We start from the raw sequence: 19,820 nt of genomic DNA, 5'->3' as shown, positions 1-19,820 counted from the left end.
GGCGCACATGCCCGCCAAAGAGAGGCAGACAGCGAGCGGGGCCGCGGAGCAGTCCTCACTGTGGGAGCGGCTCGAACGCCCGGCGCCGGCACCGAGGGCGACGCTCACCGCGCGGCGGATCGCCGAGGCGGCAGTCGGCGTCGCCGACTCGGAGGGGATCGAGGCCGTCACCATGCGGCGCCTGGCGACCGAACTGGGCGTGGGGCCCATGGCCGCCTACCGCTACGTGCAGGGCAAGGACGAACTCATCGAGCTGATGGCCGACTTCGTCTACGGCGAGCTCCCTCTCCCCGACACCGCAGCCGACTGGCGTACCGCCATGCGCTCGCTCGCCCTGTGCAAGCGGACCATGCTGCTGGAGCACCCCTGGATGACGCAGACGTCCGTGCTGGTGCTGACGCCGAACCAGCTGGCTGTACCGGAGCGCGTGCTGGGCGCCCTGGACGGCCTCGGGATGGACGCGGACACGATGATGGCGGTCTTCCGCACCGTCACCGCGTACGTGGACGGCGCCGTCGCGGCCGAACTGGGGCTGCTGCGGCTCATGCACGAGCAGGGATGGTCGAGCGGGCACGAGACCCGCACCGGCTTGGCCCCCCGGATGACTTGGCTCATGAACACCGGCCGCTACCCCGCCTACCAGCACTACATCCACCACGCCACCCGCAAGGACGAACCGCAGTGGCAGTTCGAGACCGGACTGGACTGCGTCCTCGACGGCATCGCCGCCCGTATGGGCATCTGAGACGAGGGACGGCCCGCCTCACCCTGCCGCCTGAGCCCTGCCGATCGGCGCGGCGCGCTCCGGCGGCCGGTCGTGGACGGCTACGCCCTCGGCGAAGCAAGGGCCCGCCGCCTCGCGGTCCGTGCTTTGGTGGACGGATGGAGATCCTGGTACTGGGCGGGACAGCGTGGGTGGGCCGCGAGGTGTCGCGGCAGGCAGTGGGGCGCGGGCACCGGGTGACGTGCCTTGCCCGCGGCGAGAGCGGTGATGTGGCGGAGGGCGCGGCACTCGTCGCGGCGGACCGGCGCGACCCGTCGGCCTACGACGGCCTGGCGGACCGTGACTGGGACGCCGTGGTCGAGGTGTCGTGGCAGCCGGGGTTCGTCCGCGGGGCACTGGCGGCGCTGGGTGGACGGGCGGCCCACTGGTCCTACGTGTCCTCGGTCAGCGCGTACGCCTCGCATGCGCGGCCGGGCGCGGACGAGTCGGCGGAGCTGCTTCAGGCGACCGGGCGGGACGAGGTCGACTCCGGGGAGTACGGGGAGGCCAAGGTCGCCTGCGAGGAGGCCTCGTCGGCCGCGGTGGGCGACCGGCTGCTCATCGCGCGGGCCGGACTGATCGGCGGTCCCGGCGACCACACCGGCCGCACCGGGTACTGGGTCGGCCGTGCGGCGCGGGAGCCGCTGGCGCCGCTGCTGGTGCCGGCCTCACCGGGTGTGGTGACGCAGGCGGTCGACGTGCGGGACCTCGCGGCGTGGCTGCTCGACAGCGCGGAGAAGGGGACGACCGGAATCTTCGACGCGGTCGGCCCGATCGTGCCCTTCGCCGAGTGGGTCGCGCTGTCGCGGGAGATCGGCGGACACACCGGACCGGTGGTGGAGGCCGCCGCCGACTGGCTGCTCGGGCAGAAGGTGGAGGAGTTCATGGGCCCGGAGTCGCTCGCGATGTGGATGGCCGACCCGGACTGGGCCGGTTTCAGCGCCCGCAGCGGTTCCGCGGCGGCCGCCGCCGGCCTGCGGCACCGGCCCAGGGCGGAGCTGCTGGCGGACACCCTGCACTGGGAGCGGGAACAGGGTCTTGACCGGCCGCGCCGGGCGGGTCTCAGCCGCGAGCGCGAACGTGAACTGCTGGACGCCCTGGGGTGAGGCGGTACGGGGAAGCGCCCTCGCTCACGGCAGCTCTCGCAGCGTGAGCGCCGTCGCGATCGGCAGGCCGCTGCGTCGCGCGTGCGCCATCCGCTCGCGCACCTCTCGCAGGGTGCGAGGGCGGTAGCCAGGTCCACCGCAGCAGCTCTTGTGGAAGCCCACACCGGCGTTGAGCAGCACCGTGAGGGTCCGCCACGCGTCGACGTCCCGCCGCCGGGGCGTGGCGAACGCAGAACCGGCGTGGATCATCGGCTCCGCACAGTGCGGGCAGATGCGCTGCCTCGTCCTGTCGTAGGGCTGCTTGAAGGAGAGCCGGCAAGGCAGGCAGACGTAAGAGGTCTTCGCGTGGGCCACGCCCGGCAGCCTAAGGCTGTCATGGGCTGCCGACCATCGGATTGTGCGCGCGGAGCACCGCACACAGCCGATGGCACGCAGGCTGCGCCCGCTCCGCTCCGTCGGTGGGTAAACCCGTCGAAGTGGGGAGTCGGAGGGGAGTTCAGGGCAGTGGGGCGCGGTGGGTTGTGCGCGGGGCGCGACTGCGGGGAGGTATTGACCCCACCCTGCCGGTTATTCAGCGTGATGGTGGGAATACGTTAAGTAACATAACGATGGCGATGTTTAGCCCTCTCCACAGCGGATCGTCCGGACCGCAAGAGTGGCTGTGTCCTTGAGGCGGCTTGCCTGCGAGGGCGCGTGACGACCTCGCGTGCCCGGCTCGCACCGCTTTCCCTCGGGGCCGCCCGAGCGCGGATCCGCACCGGCGGTCACCCATCGAGGAAAAGAGCCTGCCACCATGACGGACATCACCAAGATCGTCGCCACGGTCGTGACCGCGGACGCGACCGACGCGCGCCCCGCGAACGGCCGCGCCTACCTGGGCATCGCCGGCCGGGAGTTCGTCCTGGCCGGCTCGGACGACGACTTCGAGCCGGCCGCCACCGACATCTTCACCTTCGGGGAGGACGGCGACGTCCTGGCCCCGGACGTCAACGACCCGCGCAGGCCGCAGCTGGACACCGCCGACCTCGACCGCCACCCCGTCTACATCCGGTTCACCGGTTCGGACGGCTGGTGTCTCGAACGCGCCTGGGCCACCGTCAACCCCGGCATCGGCGAGCACAAGTTCGGCAACCCGTACCCGGTGTCCACCGGTGACAGCCGGAGGATCTGGCTGCGCGACGACTGCGGCCAGCACGTGCACCTCGTCAGGACCGGCGGCACCCCCGACCCCGGTTCGCCCAAGCGCGGTCCGACCCTCGCCGGAGCGAGCATCGTCTACGGCAAGGTCGGCGGCGACGGCAAGAACTACGGCGGCAGCGGGGACTTCCTCAGCGAGAAGACCTCCTGCGGCTACTACCGTGTCCGTTTCCAACACGAGTTCACCGCCCCGCCCACGGTGACCGCGACCATCTGGGGCGGCACCTACGGACGGGACTCCGTCTACGTCGTCGACGTCGACACCAGGGAGATGTGGCTCCACACCACCGACGACGACGGCGCCTCCACCGACCACGGGTTCCACTTCCACGCCATCGGCTCGTAGCCCGCGCCCACGGCCACTGTGCCGGCACCGGTGCCGGCACCGGCACCGGCACGATCGAGGAGCGGTGCCGTGCGGCTCAGACGTCGGGGAGGGAGGGGTCGGGCGTCCAGGGGCTCGGTGCGGTGATGGACCAGCGTTCGTGGTCCCGCCACTCCCCGTCGATGTAGAGACAAGCGGGTGACACCCCTTCGTAGCGGAAGCCCAGCCGCCGGACCAGCGCCAGGGATGCCTTGTTCGCGGGCTGGATGCTGGCCTCGAGCCGGTGGAGCCGCAGGTCGGTGAAGGCGTGCCGGAGCGTGGCGGTGAGCCCGTCGGTCATGTAACCCCGCCCTGCGGAAGGGGCGAAGGCCGCGTAGCCGAGGGACGCGCCCTGGTAGCGGCCCCGGATGACGGAGTTGATGTTGACCATGCCGGCGGCTTCGCCGGTCTCCCGGACACGGATCAGGAAGCCCAGGTTGCCGGCGTCGTCGAAGCGGCGCATCCAGGCCTGGAACTCGTCCGCGGTCGACGGAAGTTGCATCCATGGACCGTGCAGCTCCGCGCTGGCCCGCACCAGCATGCAGAATTCGTCCTGGTCGGAAAGGGTGAGCGGGCGCAGTTCGACCCGTGACGACATCGTGGGCATGGCGGAACGCTACGGCAGGTCCGGCGGCCGAGTGATCCACCAGCAGGATGATCTCGGTCGGCGGCGGCGAGTGCGGCCTGCGACGGAACCGGGACACGTCGACGGAGCGGACCGCGGGCGACTGCCGTCAGCGGGTGTCAGTGGCCCGCCTTACGCTACGGCTCTCGATCGGCAATCGCGAACGGAGGCTACCCGACATGGGCGGCGACGGGTGGACCAGCACGGGTCCGTATCAGCAGGATCTTGCGGCGGCGTTCCGTCAAGCGCAGGAGGAGGAACTGGCCAAGGACAACCACGGCTTCGACGGTCTGACGATGGACGAGCTGTGGCAGGACGAGGAGTGGCAGGAGTACATCATGACGGGGGGTACGGCAGGCGTCCTCGATCAGATCCGCGTGGTCGACGCCACGCACAGCGAGTGGGGTCCTTTCATGCGCCCCCTGACCGAGACCGAGATCCGGGCCTGGTGCCCGAGCGGCCGGCCGACGAGGGCCGAGTGGCTCGATGCCCTGAGCACCGACCGGCTGGACTATCCCGAACGAGCCTGCGGCAACTGCACCGTGCTCTACGAGGAGGGCAGACCCGTCCAGATCGGGTACTGGGGCGTCACCGCCGACTGAACCGGCCACACCGGACGGACGGCGCCAAGGACCCTTGCCTGCGTGACGCCTATCCGGCGATGTGGGCCGGCAGCTCGCGCATGTCGTGGAACACGACGGTGCCGGGGGCTGCCAGGCGTTCTGCCGGTGTCAGCCCGCCCGGCGTAGCCGAACGCTCGCATGCCTGCCGCGGGGCCTTTCGAGGAAGGCGCCCGCCCGCGGCGGAGTTTGACGGCGGAGAGGGTGAGGCCGGAAGGGGGTCACGGTCCGTGGCCGGTTTCCGCGCTCGTACTCAGCGTCGCGCGGCGATCACCGCACGTAGAACGTGTGAAAAAGAGAACGCGGACCGGTCGAGATTTTGCCTTCAAGGATTTGGACTGGTCACGGAAAGGTCACTAAGGTCAGAGCCTCGAACCTCCGCGCAGTCGATCATCCAATCCGGATGGTGCGTTGGGGGCCGCCCGCCAGTGGTCGACCGGTAGGCGGTAAAGGAAGAAGGAGCTCGCCTTCGTGGCGTCCCACCGTCGTCCCAAGCCCGCAAGCCGTACGCGCGTGACCGTGCTCACCGCCGCGGCAGCAGCCGCGGTGGCGCTCTCCGCCCAGGCGGCCAACGCCGCCCCCGCCAAGCCCGGCAAGCCCACCTCGGTCAAGGACGCCAAGGCCCAAGTGGACGCGCTCTACACGCAGGCGGAGCAGGCAAGTGAGAAGTACGACGCGGCCAACGAGAAGCTGAAGTCGCTCCAGACCGAGGCGGGCACCCTCCAGGACCAGGTCGCGAAGCAGCAGGCGCACCTGAACACCCTGCGGGACAGCCTGGGGAGCATCGCGGCCTCCCAGTACAGGACCGGCGGAATCGACCCGTCGCTCCAGCTCTTCCTGTCGTCCAACCCGGACACCTACCTGGACCAGGCCTCCGCGCTCAACCAGGTCAGCTCGATCCAGAGCAGCGCGCTCCAGCAACTCCAGGACGCCAAGCGCACCCTGGACCAGGAACGGGCGGAGGCCACCGCCAAGCTCACCGAACTCGAATCCACCAGGACCGAGTTGGGCAACCGCAAGGCCGAGACCAAGAACAAGCTCTCCCAGGCGCAGGCGATCCTCAACTCGCTCACCGCCGCGCAGCGCGCCCAGATATCCCAGGACGAAGCCCGCGCGAACCGCTCCACCGAGCGCGCGCCGATGGGCGGCACCTCCGCCACCGGCCGCGCCGCCGCAGCCTACGCCGCTGCGCAGACCAAGCTGAACGACCCGTACGCCTGGAGCCACAACGGCCCCGACTCCTTCGACTGCTCCGGGCTCACCTCGTGGGCCTACAGGCAGGCCGGGGTCAAGATCCCCAGGACGGCGGCCGACCAGGCGAACTTCGGCCGCCACCTGACCATGTCCCAGCTTCAGGTCGGCGACCTGGTCATCTTCTACGGCGACCACCACCACGTCGGCCTGTACGCGGGCGACGGCATGGTGCTGCACGCCCCCAAGCCCGGCGCCTTCGTGCGCTACGAGTCGATCGGCAACATGCCCTTCCAGTTCGGGGTACGGATCTGAGCGTCGCGGACGGTATCCGCCGGAACGTGGTCGACGGCAGCGCATCGTCTGCCGTGTGAGGGTCCCGCCGGTCGGTCGCTCCAGGAAATCGCGGGCTCAATTCCCGCGCACCGGGGAAGATGCCTCTGTGCGTCACCACCTACGCGGTCTTGCCGCCAATCCGGGCTTGCCGTCCGAGCTGGTCGACCTGCTGATCTCCGTGGCGGACGACGACCTCGCCACGGGCCTCGCCGGTCGCCCGGACCTCTCCCGCTCTCAGGCCGTCGCGCTGGCCGAGCGGGTCGGCGACAGCGCGGCGCAGCTCGCCTACGAAGGCCGGCTGACCGCCGCAGACGTCGATCCAGCGGTCTGGCCTGACGCCGCCCTCGCCCTGCTCGACCGCGGTGCGGGGCCTCATGAGTGGGCGCGCCTTCTGGCGGCGGATCCGGTCCGTGAGCGTCGCGAGAGGCTGGCGGCCTGCCCAGGCCTTCCGTCCGACGTGGTGGACAGGCTCGCGGCTGACCCGGATGTCCGCGTCGTCGCGGAGCTCGCCTTGTGGACCACTCCTGGCGTGGCGGCGGCCGGGATCGGCTCCACCCTGCTGCCCCGTGTCGCCGCCGCTTCTCCCGGTCCGCGTCCTGGCCAGGGTGGCGGCCAACCCGGACGCACCGGCCGCACTGCTGGAGGACCTGGTCCGACACGCACCACCGGTCCTGCGGGTCTTCCGTGAGGTCGCCCGCCATCGCGCGGCGACAGCGTCGGCGCTGCTCGCCTGTCTGGCCGACAAGCGCGCGAGAGCTCTGGCCGCCGGGCACCCGGCGCTTCCGCCGCCCGTCGTCGTGAGGCTGCTCGCCGACCCGGACGGGGAGGTGGCGGAGGCGGCGGCAGCCAATCCGTCCCTGCCGCCTGACGTGATGTCGGATCTGGTGCACCGGCGATGAGCGCGCCCCGCCCGCTCCACCCGCTCACCGGGGCCCCGGAAGCCCGGACGTCCTGACGTTCGAACGTCCGCGCCGGTGCCACACCGGCGGCAGGAACCCGGGAACCGCAGCCGGCGCCGGAAGTCGTCCGGCGGGCCGCGGTGGAAGGACCCTCAGTGGCGCCGGTCCGCCTGCGGCGGCGGGGCCGTCGATCCGCGCGGGACCAGGCTGGGGACCTGGGCGGCGTGGGAGACCGCCTCGCGGCGCATCATCACGTCGAAGAGGGTCTCGGTCACGTCCGCGCCGAAGGAGAAGATGTCGTGCTGCATGGCCGAGAGCGTGGGCCGGGTGAGCTGGCACAGCTGGGAGTCGTCCCAGGCCAGCACGGACAGGTCCTGGGGTACCGACAGGCCGAACTCGGCGATCACGCCCAGCGCGGTGACCGCCATCAGGTCGTTGTCGAAGACGATCGCCGTGGGCCGCTCCGGCGACAGCAGCAGCGAGCGGCAGGCCCTGCTGCCCTGGTCGGCTGAGAAGTCCGCGACCACCGTCCGTGCGGTCAGGCCGAGTTGGCCGGCGGTCTCGGTGAACGCCTTGGTGCGGATGGCGCTGTGCCCGAGTTCCTCGGGTCCGCTCACCCGGGCGATCCTGCGGTGGCCGAGCGCGGCCAGGTACTGCACGGCTTCCGCGGTCGCCGCAGCGTCATCGGTCCACACCGAGGTGAAGGGCCCGGCCAGCGACGGGTGCCCGACGGCTACGGCCGGCAGGCCGATGCCCGACAGTACCGGGATGCGCGGGTCGTCGATCCGCAGGTCGACCAGCACGGAGCCGTTGATCCGGTTGCCCTGCCACCACCCGCGCTGGACCTCGATCTCCTCCTCTGGCTCCACCAGGCGCAGCAGCAGCGAGCACGAGTGCCGCGAGAGCACGCTCTCGATCCCGGAGATGAACTCCATGTAGAAGGGTTCGAGGCCCAGCATCCGGGCCGGCCGGGCGATGGCGAGACCGATGGTGTGCACTGATCGCCCGGACAGGGACTGGGCCGCCTGGTTCGGGCTCCAGCCCAGCTCACGGGCGGCCTGCAGGATGCGCTCCTTGGTCTTGGAGGAGACGCCCGGCTTGTCGTGGACCGCGATGGTGACGGCCGAGGGCGAGACCCCGGCGAGCTTGGCCACGTCCTTGATCGTGGCCTTGCGGCCCTCCCCCGACGCTGTCGTGCGAGCCACCAGGATGTCCACCTTCAGGTCGTTGCTGGAATACCGGGCCGGGCCCGGTAGAGCGCGCGAGTACCCGCGCTCCCCCATCCTGCTGGACCGATACGGCATCCCTCACAATAGCCTCTGCCCGGGGGGAGCACCATGTTCCCGTGGTAGGGCCCGGCGGGGGCGGCTCGCGCGGTATGAACACGCTACTGCACCGTTTTATGGAGGGGTCCGTATGGCCGTCCGCGCCCCCGGGCCGCCAGCGCTGATCCGGGGGTGTCGGTGCCGCCCGCGCGCCGACCGGCCCGGGACTCACCCGGGTCGGTCGCCGTGTTCGGGTCAGCGGCCGCCCCAGGTGTAGGTGACGGTGGCCCCGGGGGCGACGCTGGTGGTGACGTCGATGCCGGGTGCGGTGATGGCCGTGGTGTGCGCCGCCGTGGTGCTGGGGTTGTAGACGACCAGGGCGGTGCTGCCGTCGGGGTTGGTGAACGCCGACGCCTGCAGCGGGCTGGGGTCGCCCTGGGCGGCGGCGACTCCCGACGCGATACGGACGGCGCCGGGGCGCACGAACCGGGAGAAGTGCGCGAGGGTGTAGTAGTTGCCGGTGTAGGTGACCGCACCGGTCGTGGAATCGACGCTGACGGTGCCGTCGCAGCCGGTGCAGCCGCCGGTGTGCGGGCCGTGGTTCTCGTCCAGCGCGAGATTCCAGAAGATCATGCTGCGGGCCCAGTTGTTCATCGCGCCGATGGTGCGGGTGATACCGCCGCCGCTGCACTCGGTCTCGAAGATGTCCTTGCCGGGGTGGGAGGCCTTGAGTGCGGTCTGGGCGCCGGGGTCGCCGTAGTAGCAGTGGTAGGCGGTGCCGGAGATCCACCTGGCGGCAGGCGATTCGAGCAGGTCGAAGGGGTAGTCCGGCTCGGGGTCCTCACCGGCGTCCACGTGGGACTGCACGTCGAAGGGGTGCTCGGCCCAGTTGTGGTCGAAGCCGAGGATCTTCGTGCGCAGGCCGGCCGCCTTCAGGGCCGGCCCCAGCCGCTCGATGACCTTTGCCTCCTGTGCGACGGGCAGGTCGGTGCCGGGGTAGTCGGTGCGCAGCAGTGCCTGGGGCTCGTTCTGGACGGTGAGGTAGTCCACCGGAACACCGGCCGCCGCGTAGGCCTGGACGAACTTCACGAGGTAGCGGGCGTAGGCGTCGTAGATCCTCGGTGAGTCGATGAGCTTGCCGTCGATCATCGAGTCTCCGGTCTTCATCCAGGCCGGAGGGCTCCACGGGCTGGCGACGATCTGCAGCCGCGGGTTGAGCGCCCTGGCCTGCCGGAGCAGCGGCAGGATCTGCCCGGTGTCGTGGGCGACGGAGAAGTGCTCGAGGCTGTAGTCGGTCTGTCCCGCCGGGACGTCGTCGAAGGTGTAGTCGCGGGTCGCGAAGTCCGAGGCGCCGATCGGCTGGCGCAGCATGCTCAGCCCGATGCCCTGCCGCGGGGAGAACAGCCGGGTCATCAGGGCGTCGCGGTGCTGCTTGTCCAGCCGGTACATCACCGTGGCCGAGGAGTCCGTGATGGAGGCGCCGAATCCGGTCAGCTGCTGGAACCGGAGGCCCGGGTCGACGTGGACGGTGGTGTCGGCGGGGGCGGGGGTGGTGGTGACCGCGGTCGGGCTGTCCGGTTGTGGGCCGGTGGTGTGGGCGTCGGAGACCCACTGCCGGACGCCTGCGGAGGCGGTGCGGTCCGGGGCTCCGGAGGCCGCGGCGGTGCCGGCCTGGGTGGTGGCGAAGGCGGTCAGCAGGGCGAGGCCGGCGGCCAGGAGGGCCGCGCGGCTGCGTGCGGATCTGCCGGGTCGCCCGGGGCAGCCTGCGGACCGTGCGGTCGTGGCTGCGGAGTTCTCGGCACCAGGGTGCTTCATGTCGCTCCAAGGTGAGTCGGGGGACGCGGGCGGAACTGCCCGTGCGGGGTGCGGCGACCGGGGCGGGCCGCTGCGCCGGCGGCCCGCCCCGGGTGTCACTGGAGGTGGATCAGGCCGTGGGCGTTCCAGAAGTCGCAGTGGTGGTCCGCGACGAAGCCGGCGGTGAGCCCGGAGTGCGGCAGGCGGAACTGCATCACCTCGGGGCTGTCCTGGCGGTAGGCGGGCCAGGGGCCCTGTCGCGGGTCGGGGCGTCCGGTGGCGATGAAAGCGCCCCACTGGTCGCGCATGGCCCGCGCCAGCCGCTCCTGCCAGGTGTTCAGGCCGGTCAGGAACTTCTGCGACCCGTCGGTGCGGGTGAAGTCGAACAGGTACTCCAGCTCGGTGGTGTGGTAGGCGCCCCAGGCGAAGCCCGGGGTCACGGCCTCGGCCGGCGCGGTGAAGTCCGCGAACTCGTAGGCGTAGGTGGGGGTCCTGGGCGCCAGGGCGTTCTCGATCGTCCAGGCCCTGCACACCCGGTCGGGGTCGGAGGCGATCGCTCCTGCCGCGTCGGCCGGGGCCATGCCGGAGTACAGGGCCAGGATCTGGTTGGCGAGTTGCGGGTGGGAAGTCCGTACCCAGGCGGTCAGCGAGTCCTCGGTCGCGGGCTGGGCGATGCCCGGGTAGGGGCGGTTCTCGTCATGGGTGTTGCCGACCAGGACGGGCACGTGGGCGAAGCGGCCCGCGGTGATCGCCTGCCGGGGGTCCAGCGGCAGGGTGGTCCCGCCGATGGTCGGGGTGCCAGGTGCGCCGGGGCGGTCGAGGAGATCGCTGACGCTCCTGCCACGCAGGCAGGCGGCGGCGGTCGCGGTGTCGCCGCACCCTTCCGCCGCGGCGAGTGCGTTGCCGGATTCCAGGGCCTGGCCCATGGGCTGCGCGTCGCAGGCGCCGCTCTCGATGACCGCGCGGGCGAACAGGCCCTGCGCGGGAGGTGCCGCCAGCAGCCGGCACACGGCGCGGCCGCCCGCCGACTGCCCGGCCACCGTCACCTGGCGGGGGTCGCCGCCGAAGGCCGCCGCGTTGGACCGCAGCCAGCGCAGGCCGGCGATCTGGTCCATGAGCCCGTACTGCCCCGACATGCCGTCGGGCGCTTCGCTGCCGAGTGACGGCAGCGCCAGGAAGCCGAGCCAGCCCAGCCGGTGATTGACCGTCACCACGACGGCGCCCGTCTCCGCGGCCAGGGCGGCGGCCTGGTACTGGCTGCCGGAGCCGTTGATGCCCCCTCCGCCGAAGATCCAGTACAGCACGGGCGCGCGGCCGGCGCGGGCCGCCGGGGTGTCGGGGCGCCAGACGTCGAGGTACAGGCAGTCCTCGCTCTGCGAGCGGGGGCCGTTGCCGTTCTCCGTCTGCGGGCACGCCGGGCTCGGCTCCGACGCGTCCCGCACGCCCTGCCAGACGTGTGCGGGCTGCGGCGGACGCCAGCGCAGGTCTCCGACCGGCGCGGCGGCGTAGGGGACGCGGCCGAAGAAGTCCACGCCCCACGCCGCCTGGCGGCCCGCCAGCAGGCCCTGCTGGGTGCGTACGTGCGGCGCGCCGGCCGTGGATGGCCTGGCCGTGGCCCGCGCGGCGGCGCCCGGTGCCGCGGTGAGGGTCGCCGCCAGTGCCGCCGCGACGGCCAGGAGTGCGCCGGCCATGCGTCCGGTGGTTCTGCGGTGGAATGCTGTGAGCACGTGTCGTCTCCTCGACTGGTTGCGGGAGCCTGTCGCCGTCGGTCGCGGCCCGTCCGAGGGGGCCGGCGTGCCGGCCGTCCGGGCGTTCGCCGGGTGCGCGGCCGGTCCTTCCCGTGCCGGTCCGCTCCCCCGCGGGTGCGCGCCCGGGGGCGTGGCGGGTCGGGCGGCCTGCACGTCGCGGGTGTACAACGTTTCCGGCCGCCTCCGGCCGGTCTGCGGTTCAAGGTAGACGCCACACCGGCTTTGCGTCTATAAAACGTTCGAGAAAACAGCTTCGGGCGCTGCCGCCCGGCCTGCCGTCCACGACACCGGGAGACGACGACGATGCAGCTGTCCGCACACACCTGGGGGGCCGGCGGCGACCGGGCGGCGCTGCTGGTCCACGGCATGATGGCCGACCACCGCACCTGGCGCCGAGTCGGTCCCGCGCTGGCCGATCGGGGCTACCGCGTGCTCGGGGTGGACCTGCCGGGCCACGGGCGAAGTCCGCGTGCGGCAGGGCCTGACGGCGACTGCCGCTACGATCTGGATCTCATGGCAGGCTCCGTGGCGGCCGCCTGTCCGGGCGGCGCGGACCTGGCGATCGGCCACTCGCTGGGCGCGATGGTGCTGGAACGGGCGATCAGCCGCGGCCTGACGGTCGGTCGGGCCGTCTACAGCGATCCCGCCTGGCGCACGGAACGGCACGACCTGGGCCCGTCGCGCGCCTACAAGCAGGCCACGCGTACGGAGATCCGCGCGGCCAACCCGCACTGGGAGGACGAGGCCGTGGACGACGAGGTCCGGTGCCTGGAGTCGTGGGACCCCGATACGCTGGCGGTGCTGGAACCGCCGCCCGGGCTGCCGGTGTCGGCGCCGACGCCGTCGCTTGTGCTCCTCGCCGACCCCAGCGAGCGGGTGCCGGCCGCCCGGCAGGAGCAGCTGAGGGCACGGGGTTTCATCCTGCGGACGGTGCCCGGCGCGGGACACTCGATCCACCGCGACGACTTCCCCGGGTTCATGGCCGCGCTCTCCGGCTGGATCTAAAACGGTGCATCACCGATGCCGCCCGGTCCTGGTGTCCGGCTCGCCGACGCATGGCGCCGCACGGGCCCGCCGGGTCCCGCGACCGGCGCACGGTTCTCATCCCGGAAGCCTTCGGGCTGCCGTACCGCCTCTCGCCCCCGCACTCCCCTCCGGATGGAGAAACAGTCATGGTCCTCAGCACTCCACAGACTTCACGCGCCTCCCGACTGCCCGGGCCTGACCGGCTGCTGGCCGCCCTCGACATCGGCGGCACCAAGATCGCCGGGGCCGTGCTCGACGCCCGGGGCACCATCCTCCACCGGGCCCAGCACGGAACCCCGCCGGGCGGCGGCCCGGAAGAGGTGTTCATGGCCGTCCGGGCAGTGCTCGAACAGCTGGCGGCGCTTCCGCAGTGGGGGCGCGTGGCCGGGCTGGGCATCGCCAGCGCGGGTCCCGTCGACATCGCACGGGGCCGGGTGAGCCCGGTCAACATCGCCGGCTGGCGGGACTTCCCGCTGGTCGACCGGGTGCGGGGCCTGCCGCAGACGGCCGGGCTCGCGGTGGCGCTGTGCGGCGACGCGGTCGCGATGACGGCGGCCGAGCACCGGCTCGGGGCCGCCCGCGGCTGCCGGGACGCACTGTGCATGGTGGTCTCCACCGGAGTGGGCGCAGGCCTGGTCATGGACGGCGCCGTGCGCAACGGGCCCACCGGGAATGCCGGCCACCTCGGGCACATCACCGTGGACCTGCTCGGTGACCCCTGCGTGTGCGGATCCCGCGGCTGCGTCGAGCAGTTGGCCAGCGGCACGGCGCTGACCCGGCGTGCCCTGCGGGACGGCTGGCGGCCCTCGGGAGCGCCCGACGGGGCCACGCTCGCGGCCGACGCCCGCGCCGGCGACCCCGTGGCCCTTGCCGCCTTCGACACCTCCGCGCGGGCTCTGGCCGCGGCCATCGCCGCAGTCGCCACACTGGTGGAGATCGAGGTGGCCGTCATCGGCGGCGGTGTCGCCGAGGCCCACGACGTCCTCTTCCCTCCGCTGCGCCGGCATCTGGCGTCCTACGCCGTGCTGCCCTTCGCCGCCGGAGTCCGCGTGGAGGTGGCCGCCCTGCGTGCCGACGCGGGCCTGATCGGAGCCGCCCTGATCGCCTCCGACCTGCATTCCGTCGAGGCCGCCCGATAGCGGGGCACCGGGGGGACGGTGGTCGCACGGGAGCGTGTGGCCCTGGCCACCGGCGGGCGCTGCGTTCGCGGTCACCGTGCAGGTGTGCGCCCCCGCCGCCGTCCCGGTGTCACCTCCTCGGGGCCACGCTCTCCCGGGGGACGGCATGGCGCTCCGCGCCGCCCGGCAGCGGTGCCTCCCGGCCTTCGAGGAGGGCGAGCAGCACCCGCACCGCATGGCCGCCCAGGCCCGTCATCCCACCGGCCATCGCGGTGATCCGCGGCCGGGCGAGGGTGCACAGCACGGAGTCCTGCCAGGCCAGGACGCTCAGCGACCGCGGGACCTCGACCGCCATCTCGCGGGCGACGCACAGGCCCGCGGCGGCGCCGAAAGCGGTGTCGTAGATGACGACGGTGGGCGGGCGCGGGTCCGACAGCAACAGCCGGGTGGCGTGCGCGGCCTCGACCACGCGGTCGCCCGCGGCGCCGGACGGTTCCGCGAGTTCGATCCGGTGTGCGGCAGCGTCCCGGAGTGCTCGGAGGCGCCCGTGCACCGCCTGGTCGGCGACGTAGCCGCATCTGCGGTGCCCCAGGGCGGCCAGGTACGCGAGCGTGGTCTCGGCGGCCGTCCGGTCGTCCCACCACACGGTGGTGACGGCGCACGGGCCGGGGCGCGCCGGGGCGGCCGCCACCGCCGGGATACCGGAGGCGGCCAGCGCCGTGGCCGTCTCGACGTGCGCTCCTTCGTCCAGCAGGACCGCCCCGCAGATCTGCCCGGCCTGCCACCGGCTCCGCAGCGCGGCCGGTGCGCTGTGCCCCTGCTGCCCGTGCGCCGTGAGCGCGTTACGCCCGGCCCGCGCCAGCTCCCCCAGCGCGCCGGCGAGGAAGTCGTCCTCCCAGGGACGCGGCCGTCCCCTCCCCCCGGCATCGACCGCCAGTGCGACCGTCCCGCCGTGCGTCGCGGCGCTGCCCGCCAGGGCGCTGGCGACGGGGCTGGGGTGCCAGTCGAGGTCGGCAGCGGCCGACGCGATCCGCCGGCGCGTCACCGGCGACACGCCCGCCTTGCCGCTGAAGGCCAGCGACACGGCCGCGGCGGAAACCCCCGCGCGGCGTGCGACGTCCCTTATCGTCGCGCGCCGCACGGGGGTGGCTCTCGCGGCGGGATCGGTCACCGCACCGGGTCGGCGACCGGGTCCACGGCGCCGGAGGCGTTGACGCAGCGCAGTGCGGCCCGCAGCACCTCCGGCCGCTCGCCGTCCCAGCCGCTGACGGCGAAGTCGGCGCTCTCGCCCGGCAGCAGCGTCACCAGGCCCCGGTCGGTGCGGGCGTCCGGATGCAGGCGGTCCGGCTGGAGCAGCAGGTCGCGCACCAGGGTGTGCGCGGTGACCGTCACCCGCGCGCCGCCGGCGGCCGGGGTGACCTGGGTGGTCATCTCGGCGACCGGGTAGGCGAACGCGTGGTCGGGGACGGGGAAGTGCACCGCGCGCAGCCCGTCCGCGTCGGCTACGAGGAATTCGTGCCGGGAGCCGGCAGGCGGCGCCGCCTGCTCGGGCAGGCCGATCACGGCCACGGAGCGCGCGGCCACCTGCACGGGGAGGTGCGTCTCGGTTCCCGGCCCGCCGCGGGCGTCGGCCCGGCGGACCAGGGCCCGCGTATTCCAGGGTTCGCCGCTCTGGTTGACCGCGACGAGGACGAGGCGTCCTTCGCGGTTCTGGAAGGTCAGCAGGCGGTCGGCGTAGAGCCGCTTGAGCTCGTGGTAGAGGGGTTTCTCGCGGCCGTCGCCGTCGACGGCCGCCCAGGAGGTCACCGGCCAGCAGTCGTTGAGCTGCCACAGGACCGCTCCCGCACAGCGCGGCCAGTGCGACCGCCAGTGCTCGACGCCGGTGGCGACGGCTCTGGCCTGGTTGACCTGGGTCAGGTAGTGCCAGGTGTCGAAGTCGGCCGGCCGGGCGAAGTGGTGGGCCAGGCCGCGCTCCAGCTTGCCGTTGCCGTCCTCGGCTTTCTGATGGTGCAGCATCCCGGGGGCGTCGAGAGTCAGCGGGTGGTCACCGAGGGCGCGCCGCAGGGTGGCGTGGGCGGGTGGGGCCTGCCAGCCGAACTCGGCGACGAAGCGGGGGACGTCGTCGAGGTACGCGGAGTAGTCGAGCCGGTTCCACACCTCCCAGGAATGGGCGGTGCCGTGGCCGGGGTCGTTGGGGTGCAGGTCCCGCGAGCCCGACCAGGGGCTGCCCGCCCAGTACGGCCGGGTGGGGTCGGTCTCGGCGACGATGCGGGGCAGCAGGTCGAGGTAGTAGCCCTCGCCCCAGGTGGCACCGGCAAGGGCGGCCTCCCAGTCCCAGTCGCGGAAGCCCCACAGGTTCTCGTTGTTGCCGTTCCAGATGACCAGCGACGGGTGCGGCATGAGCCGGACGATGTTCTCGCGGGCCTCGGCCTCGACCTCCGAGCGCAGCGGCTCCTCCTCCGGGTAGGCGGCGCAGGCGAAGGGGAAGTCCTGCCAGACCAGCAGGCCCAGCTCGTCGCAGGTGTCGTAGAAGTCCTCGCTCTCGTAGATGCCGCCTCCCCACACCCGCACCAGGTCGACGCCCGCCGCCGCGGCCTGCTCCAGGCGGCGCCGGTAGCGCTCGCGCGTGATGCGGGAGGGGAAGACGTCGTCGGGGATCCAGTTGACACCGCGGGCGAACAGCGGTTGCCCGTTCACCACCAGGGTGAAGGCGCTGCCGTGCTCGTCGGCGGTGGTGTCGAGTTCCACGGTGCGGAAGCCGACGGCCCGCTCCCATGTGTCGAGCGGCTCTCCCGTGTCGTCGGCCGCGGTGACGGTGACGGCGTACAAGGCCTGCTCGCCGTAGCCTCGGGGCCACCACCGTTCGACGCCGGGCACCTCTGCCCGGACGGTCAACCGGTCGCGGCCGGCAGGAAGTTCGGCGTGCACCTCGGTGCCGGCCACGCCGAGGGCGATGCGTACCGCGCGGCCGGCCCCGCTCGCGGCACGTTCCACGGCCACGTGGACGGAAACGATTCCGGAGCCGTCCGCGCCGACCGTCACCTCGGGACGGACTTCCGCCAGCCGGGCGGTCGACCAGTGTTCGAGGCGCGGCTGCCGCCAGAGGCCGGCGGTGACCAGGGTGGGCCCCCAGTCCCAGCCGAAGGAGCAGGCCATCTTGCGGATGAACTGGAAGGGCTCGGTGTACGGTCCCGGCCGGTCGCCGAGCAGCGCCCGCAGCCGCTCAGCCTCCTCGTAGGCGGAGGTGAACGCCACGGTGAGCGGGGTGGGTTCTGCGCCCAACGCTTCCGTGACGTCGAAGCGGAAAGAGCGGTGCATGTTGCGGGTGCGGCCCAGCACGCTGCCGCCGAGGCGGATCTCGGCCACGGTGTCGAGGCCGTCGAAGACCAGATCGGTGCGCTCGTGCCCGCCGTCGCCTGCGGGGAGGACCGTGGAGTACGTCCAGTCGGCCCGGCCCACCCAGGCCACTTCGGTCTCGTTGCGGTCCAGGAAGGGGTCGGGGATCAGGCCCGCGGTCAGCAGATCGGTGTGCACGCAGCCGGGAACCGTCGCGGCCACGGGCCGGCCGGCCAGGCCGTCGGGCGCGTTCGCGGGGTGGTGCCTGGAGGTGTCCAGGCGCAGGGTCCAGCCGCGGGTGAGCGGCGTGCTGACCTTCATGCGATCTCCTTGGGCCCCGTAGGGCTCGGCAGTAGAGGGGAGGAGCAGTCGGCGGGGACGGCGGGCGGGGTGCGGCCGGCCGCGGTCCCCCACCGGGGACTACTTCGTGGCGCCGGAGGCGAAGCCGTTGTAGATGAAGCGCTGCAGGAGCAGGAAGACGACCATGCTGGGCACGATGACCAGCGCGGCACCCGCGGAGATGACCTCCCAGTGGGCGCCGTAGGGGCCTTTGAAGCGGAAGAGCGAGGTGGAGACGGTGCCGAGGTTGTCGTCCGGCATGTAGAGGAAGGGGATGTAGAAGTCGTTGTAGATGGCGACGCCCTTGACGATCACCACCGTGGCCATGGCGGGCTTCAGCAGCGGCAGGATGATGCGCCAGTAGATGGTGAAGGAGTTCGCGCCGTCGAGCCGGGCCGCCTCGTCCAGCGAGATCGGGATGGACCGGATGAACTGCAGGAAGATGTAGATGGACACGATGTCGGTGCCCATGTAGAGCAGGACCGGTGCCCAGCGGGTGTCCATCACGCCGAGGCTGCTGACGATCTGGTAGGTGGCGACCTGGGTGGTCACGCTCGGGACGAGCGACGCGATCAGGAACAGCGTCACCACCAGCTTCCTGAACCGGAAGTGGAAGCGGTCGACCGCGTAGGCGGTCATCGAGCCGATCAGCACCGTGCCTGCCACGGAGAACACCAGGATGAACGAGGTGTTCCACAGGGCGCGGAGCATGTGTCCGTCGGTGAACGCGACCGCGTAGTTGTGGAGGTTGAACCAGTCGTGCGGCGCGGCCAGCGCCCCGCCGTCGGCCATCTCCTTGCCGGTCCGCAGTGAGGTGAGCAGCACCGCGGCCAGCGGGACCAGGACGACCGCGCACGCCAGGACGAGCGAGAGGTACTTCAGGAGTACGGCGACCCGGTTGCGGACCGGCGTCGACCGGCCCCCGGACCGCGGCGCCCGGACGATGGCCGGGCCGGTGAGCACCGTCATGACTGTTCCACCCTCTCGTCGGGAAACAGCAGGCGCTGCACCCAGGTCACCAGCAGGACGATCGCCAGCAGCACCACCGCGGCGGCCGAGGCGAGTCCGGTCTTGTTGAAGTTGAAGGCGAGCTTGATCGTCTGGATGACGAAGGTCTCGCTGTTGTTGGAGCCGCCGGTCATGATGAACGGGATCTCGAAAACCGACAGCGACCCGGAGATCGCCAGGATCACGCTGAGGCTGATGATCGGCCGGATGCTCGGGGCGATGACGTAGCGGAACTGCTGCCAGCGGCTGGCACCGTCCAGCGCGGCGGCCTCGTACAGCTGCGGCGGTATGGACTGGATGGCGCCGAGGAACAGGACCATGTTCAGGCCCATGAACCGCCACACCGACACACCGGCCAGCGAGGTGTTGACCAGGTGCGGATTGCCCAGCCACAGGTGCGGGCCGAGCCCGAACCAGTGCAGCACGGTGTCGAGGGTGCCGCCGGGCTGGAAGAAGTACAGGAACACGAAGCCGACGGCGACCCCGTTGATGAGGTAGGGGAAGAACAGGATGCCCTTGAACAGGTTTCGCAGCCGGGTGTCGAAGCTGAGGACGGTGGCGAAGTACAGCGCCGCGCAGATCTGCACGACCGACGCCCCGAGGTAGAACAGGCTGACCCAGAACACCTGGAACAGCTGGGGCCGGGTGAACAGGTCGGTGTAGTTGGACAGTCCGACCCAGTTGCGGGTGGGGCTGATCCCGTCCCAGTCGGTGAAGCTGTACGAGAACATGTCCACCACGGGCAGCCAGGTGAACGCCACCAGCAGGACGAGCGGCGCCAGCAGGTACAGCCAGGGGGTGAACCACCAGGCGCCTGCCTTGCGGCGCGGGGAAGGGCCGCGGCGCGACCGCCCCTGCGGGGAGCGGGCCGGGTCCGGCGGCGGCAGGGTGCGGGCGGAGCGGATGCGGCCCGCGGTCCGCGGTGCGCTCATGTGGTCCTTCTTCCGGTCGCCGCTCGGCAGAGGCGGCAGGTGTGTGAGAGTGCCGTGCGAGGAGGGGGTTCCGCCTCGGACGAGCCGTGCACGGCGCGAGCGGTACGGGCCCGCGCCCGGGTGCGGCCGCTCCGGCCGGGCCGGTGCCGGGCC

General features: G+C 72.3%; 16 protein-coding genes and 1 pseudogene. 8 read left to right on the top strand and 9 right to left on the bottom strand.

Annotation, left to right across the window (positions count from 1 at the left end; translation table 11 throughout):
- The first annotated feature begins 7 nt into the window (after positions 1–7).
- A complete protein-coding gene (locus tag ACGFMP_RS17005; protein WP_393673168.1) occupies positions 8–745 on the top strand; it encodes a TetR/AcrR family transcriptional regulator in 738 nt (245 codons plus the stop codon).
- A 137-nt stretch (positions 746–882) separates the two neighbouring features.
- Positions 883–1,869: an NAD-dependent epimerase/dehydratase family protein gene (locus ACGFMP_RS17000; protein WP_393673167.1), complete on the top strand. Its 987-nt coding sequence runs from the start codon at positions 883–885 to the stop codon at positions 1,867–1,869.
- A 24-nt stretch (positions 1,870–1,893) separates the two neighbouring features.
- Here the strand turns inward: ACGFMP_RS17000 and ACGFMP_RS16995 are convergent, their stop codons facing one another.
- Positions 1,894–2,223: a deoxyxylulose-5-phosphate synthase gene (locus ACGFMP_RS16995; protein WP_393673166.1), complete on the bottom strand. Its 330-nt coding sequence runs from the start codon at positions 2,221–2,223 to the stop codon at positions 1,894–1,896.
- 439 nt (positions 2,224–2,662) lie between these two features.
- Here ACGFMP_RS16995 and ACGFMP_RS16990 point away from each other — a divergent pair, with 439 nt between their 5' ends.
- Positions 2,663–3,412, top strand: a complete 750-nt coding sequence (locus ACGFMP_RS16990; RefSeq protein WP_393673165.1) for a hypothetical protein — start codon at positions 2,663–2,665, stop codon at positions 3,410–3,412.
- A 76-nt stretch (positions 3,413–3,488) separates the two neighbouring features.
- Here the strand turns inward: ACGFMP_RS16990 and ACGFMP_RS16985 are convergent, their stop codons facing one another.
- Complete coding sequence (locus ACGFMP_RS16985; protein ID WP_393673164.1) at positions 3,489–4,037, bottom strand: GNAT family N-acetyltransferase; 549 nt, start codon at positions 4,035–4,037, stop codon at positions 3,489–3,491.
- A gap of 197 nt (positions 4,038–4,234) precedes the next feature.
- Between ACGFMP_RS16985 and ACGFMP_RS16980 the strand changes: the two genes are divergently transcribed.
- The 3 genes and pseudogenes from ACGFMP_RS16980 to ACGFMP_RS16970 all read left to right on the top strand — a co-directional run bounded on the left by ACGFMP_RS16980 (position 4,235) and on the right by ACGFMP_RS16970 (position 7,101).
- Complete coding sequence (locus ACGFMP_RS16980) at positions 4,235–4,657, top strand: hypothetical protein (protein ID WP_393673163.1); 423 nt, start codon at positions 4,235–4,237, stop codon at positions 4,655–4,657.
- Positions 4,658–5,146: 489 nt separating this feature from the next.
- Positions 5,147–6,181 (top strand): NlpC/P60 family protein, encoded by a 1,035-nt coding sequence (locus ACGFMP_RS16975; RefSeq protein ID WP_393673162.1) that lies wholly within the window; start codon positions 5,147–5,149, stop codon positions 6,179–6,181.
- Between the two features lie 127 nt (positions 6,182–6,308).
- A pseudogene (locus tag ACGFMP_RS16970) lies at positions 6,309–7,101 on the top strand (hypothetical protein).
- 152 nt (positions 7,102–7,253) lie between these two features.
- Here ACGFMP_RS16970 and ACGFMP_RS16965 read toward each other — a convergent pair.
- From ACGFMP_RS16965 to ACGFMP_RS16955, 3 genes are all read right to left on the bottom strand, one after another.
- Positions 7,254–8,306 carry a LacI family DNA-binding transcriptional regulator gene (locus ACGFMP_RS16965; RefSeq protein ID WP_393673161.1) on the bottom strand — a complete coding sequence of 351 codons (1,053 nt, stop codon included), beginning with the start codon at positions 8,304–8,306 and terminating at the stop codon, positions 7,254–7,256.
- A 315-nt stretch (positions 8,307–8,621) separates the two neighbouring features.
- Complete coding sequence (locus ACGFMP_RS16960; RefSeq protein ID WP_393673160.1) at positions 8,622–10,181, bottom strand: glycoside hydrolase family 30 beta sandwich domain-containing protein; 1,560 nt, start codon at positions 10,179–10,181, stop codon at positions 8,622–8,624.
- 95 nt (positions 10,182–10,276) lie between these two features.
- Entirely contained in the window at positions 10,277–11,887 is a 1,611-nt protein-coding gene (locus tag ACGFMP_RS16955; protein WP_393673159.1) for a carboxylesterase/lipase family protein, read from the bottom strand.
- A 324-nt stretch (positions 11,888–12,211) separates the two neighbouring features.
- Between ACGFMP_RS16955 and ACGFMP_RS16950 the strand changes: the two genes are divergently transcribed.
- The gene (locus ACGFMP_RS16950; protein WP_393673158.1) at positions 12,212–12,913 is read left to right on the top strand and encodes an alpha/beta fold hydrolase; all 702 of its coding nucleotides are present in this window, start codon (positions 12,212–12,214) and stop codon (positions 12,911–12,913) included.
- Positions 12,914–13,080: 167 nt separating this feature from the next.
- Positions 13,081–14,073: an ROK family protein gene (locus ACGFMP_RS16945; RefSeq protein WP_393673157.1), complete on the top strand. Its 993-nt coding sequence runs from the start codon at positions 13,081–13,083 to the stop codon at positions 14,071–14,073.
- Positions 14,074–14,182: 109 nt separating this feature from the next.
- Here ACGFMP_RS16945 and ACGFMP_RS16940 read toward each other — a convergent pair whose 3' ends face one another.
- The 4 genes from ACGFMP_RS16940 to ACGFMP_RS16925 all read right to left on the bottom strand — a co-directional run bounded on the left by ACGFMP_RS16940 (position 14,183) and on the right by ACGFMP_RS16925 (position 19,667).
- Positions 14,183–15,193 (bottom strand): LacI family DNA-binding transcriptional regulator, encoded by a 1,011-nt coding sequence (locus ACGFMP_RS16940; protein WP_393673156.1) that lies wholly within the window; start codon positions 15,191–15,193, stop codon positions 14,183–14,185.
- Positions 15,194–15,219: 26 nt separating this feature from the next.
- A complete protein-coding gene (locus ACGFMP_RS16935; protein ID WP_393673155.1) occupies positions 15,220–17,709 on the bottom strand; it encodes a glycoside hydrolase family 2 protein in 2,490 nt (829 codons plus the stop codon).
- 99 nt (positions 17,710–17,808) lie between these two features.
- Complete coding sequence (locus tag ACGFMP_RS16930; protein WP_393673154.1) at positions 17,809–18,696, bottom strand: carbohydrate ABC transporter permease; 888 nt, start codon at positions 18,694–18,696, stop codon at positions 17,809–17,811.
- Positions 18,693–19,667, bottom strand: a complete 975-nt coding sequence (locus tag ACGFMP_RS16925; RefSeq protein ID WP_393673153.1) for a carbohydrate ABC transporter permease — start codon at positions 19,665–19,667, stop codon at positions 18,693–18,695. Before ACGFMP_RS16925 ends, ACGFMP_RS16930 begins: the two co-directional genes overlap by 4 nt.
- Positions 19,668–19,820: the final 153 nt, after the last annotated feature.

It is taken from the genome of Streptomyces sp. NPDC049040 (assembly GCF_043197715.1).
GTDB lineage: Bacteria > Actinomycetota > Actinomycetes > Streptomycetales > Streptomycetaceae > Actinacidiphila.
The sequence above is the reverse complement of the archived record's forward strand: the minus strand, read 5'-3'. Positions and strand labels throughout refer to the sequence as shown.

Excerpts from the sequence above, each read along its gene's own strand:
- ACGFMP_RS16935 (WP_393673155.1), bottom strand. The coding sequence starts at position 17,709 with ATGAAGGTCAGCACGCCGCTCACCCGCGGCTGGACCCTGCGCCTGGAC.
- ACGFMP_RS17005 (WP_393673168.1), top strand. The coding sequence starts at position 8 with ATGCCCGCCAAAGAGAGGCAGACAGCGAGCGGGGCCGCGGAGCAGTCC.
- ACGFMP_RS16930 (WP_393673154.1), bottom strand. The coding sequence starts at position 18,696 with ATGACGGTGCTCACCGGCCCGGCCATCGTCCGGGCGCCGCGGTCCGGG.
- ACGFMP_RS16985 (WP_393673164.1), bottom strand. The coding sequence starts at position 4,037 with ATGCCCACGATGTCGTCACGGGTCGAACTGCGCCCGCTCACCCTTTCC.
- ACGFMP_RS16925 (WP_393673153.1), bottom strand. The coding sequence starts at position 19,667 with ATGAGCGCACCGCGGACCGCGGGCCGCATCCGCTCCGCCCGCACCCTG.
- ACGFMP_RS16980 (WP_393673163.1), top strand. The coding sequence starts at position 4,235 with ATGGGCGGCGACGGGTGGACCAGCACGGGTCCGTATCAGCAGGATCTT.
- ACGFMP_RS17000 (WP_393673167.1), top strand. The coding sequence starts at position 883 with ATGGAGATCCTGGTACTGGGCGGGACAGCGTGGGTGGGCCGCGAGGTG.
- ACGFMP_RS16950 (WP_393673158.1), top strand. The coding sequence starts at position 12,212 with ATGCAGCTGTCCGCACACACCTGGGGGGCCGGCGGCGACCGGGCGGCG.
- ACGFMP_RS16945 (WP_393673157.1), top strand. The coding sequence starts at position 13,081 with ATGGTCCTCAGCACTCCACAGACTTCACGCGCCTCCCGACTGCCCGGG.
- ACGFMP_RS16960 (WP_393673160.1), bottom strand. The coding sequence starts at position 10,181 with ATGAAGCACCCTGGTGCCGAGAACTCCGCAGCCACGACCGCACGGTCC.
- ACGFMP_RS16990 (WP_393673165.1), top strand. The coding sequence starts at position 2,663 with ATGACGGACATCACCAAGATCGTCGCCACGGTCGTGACCGCGGACGCG.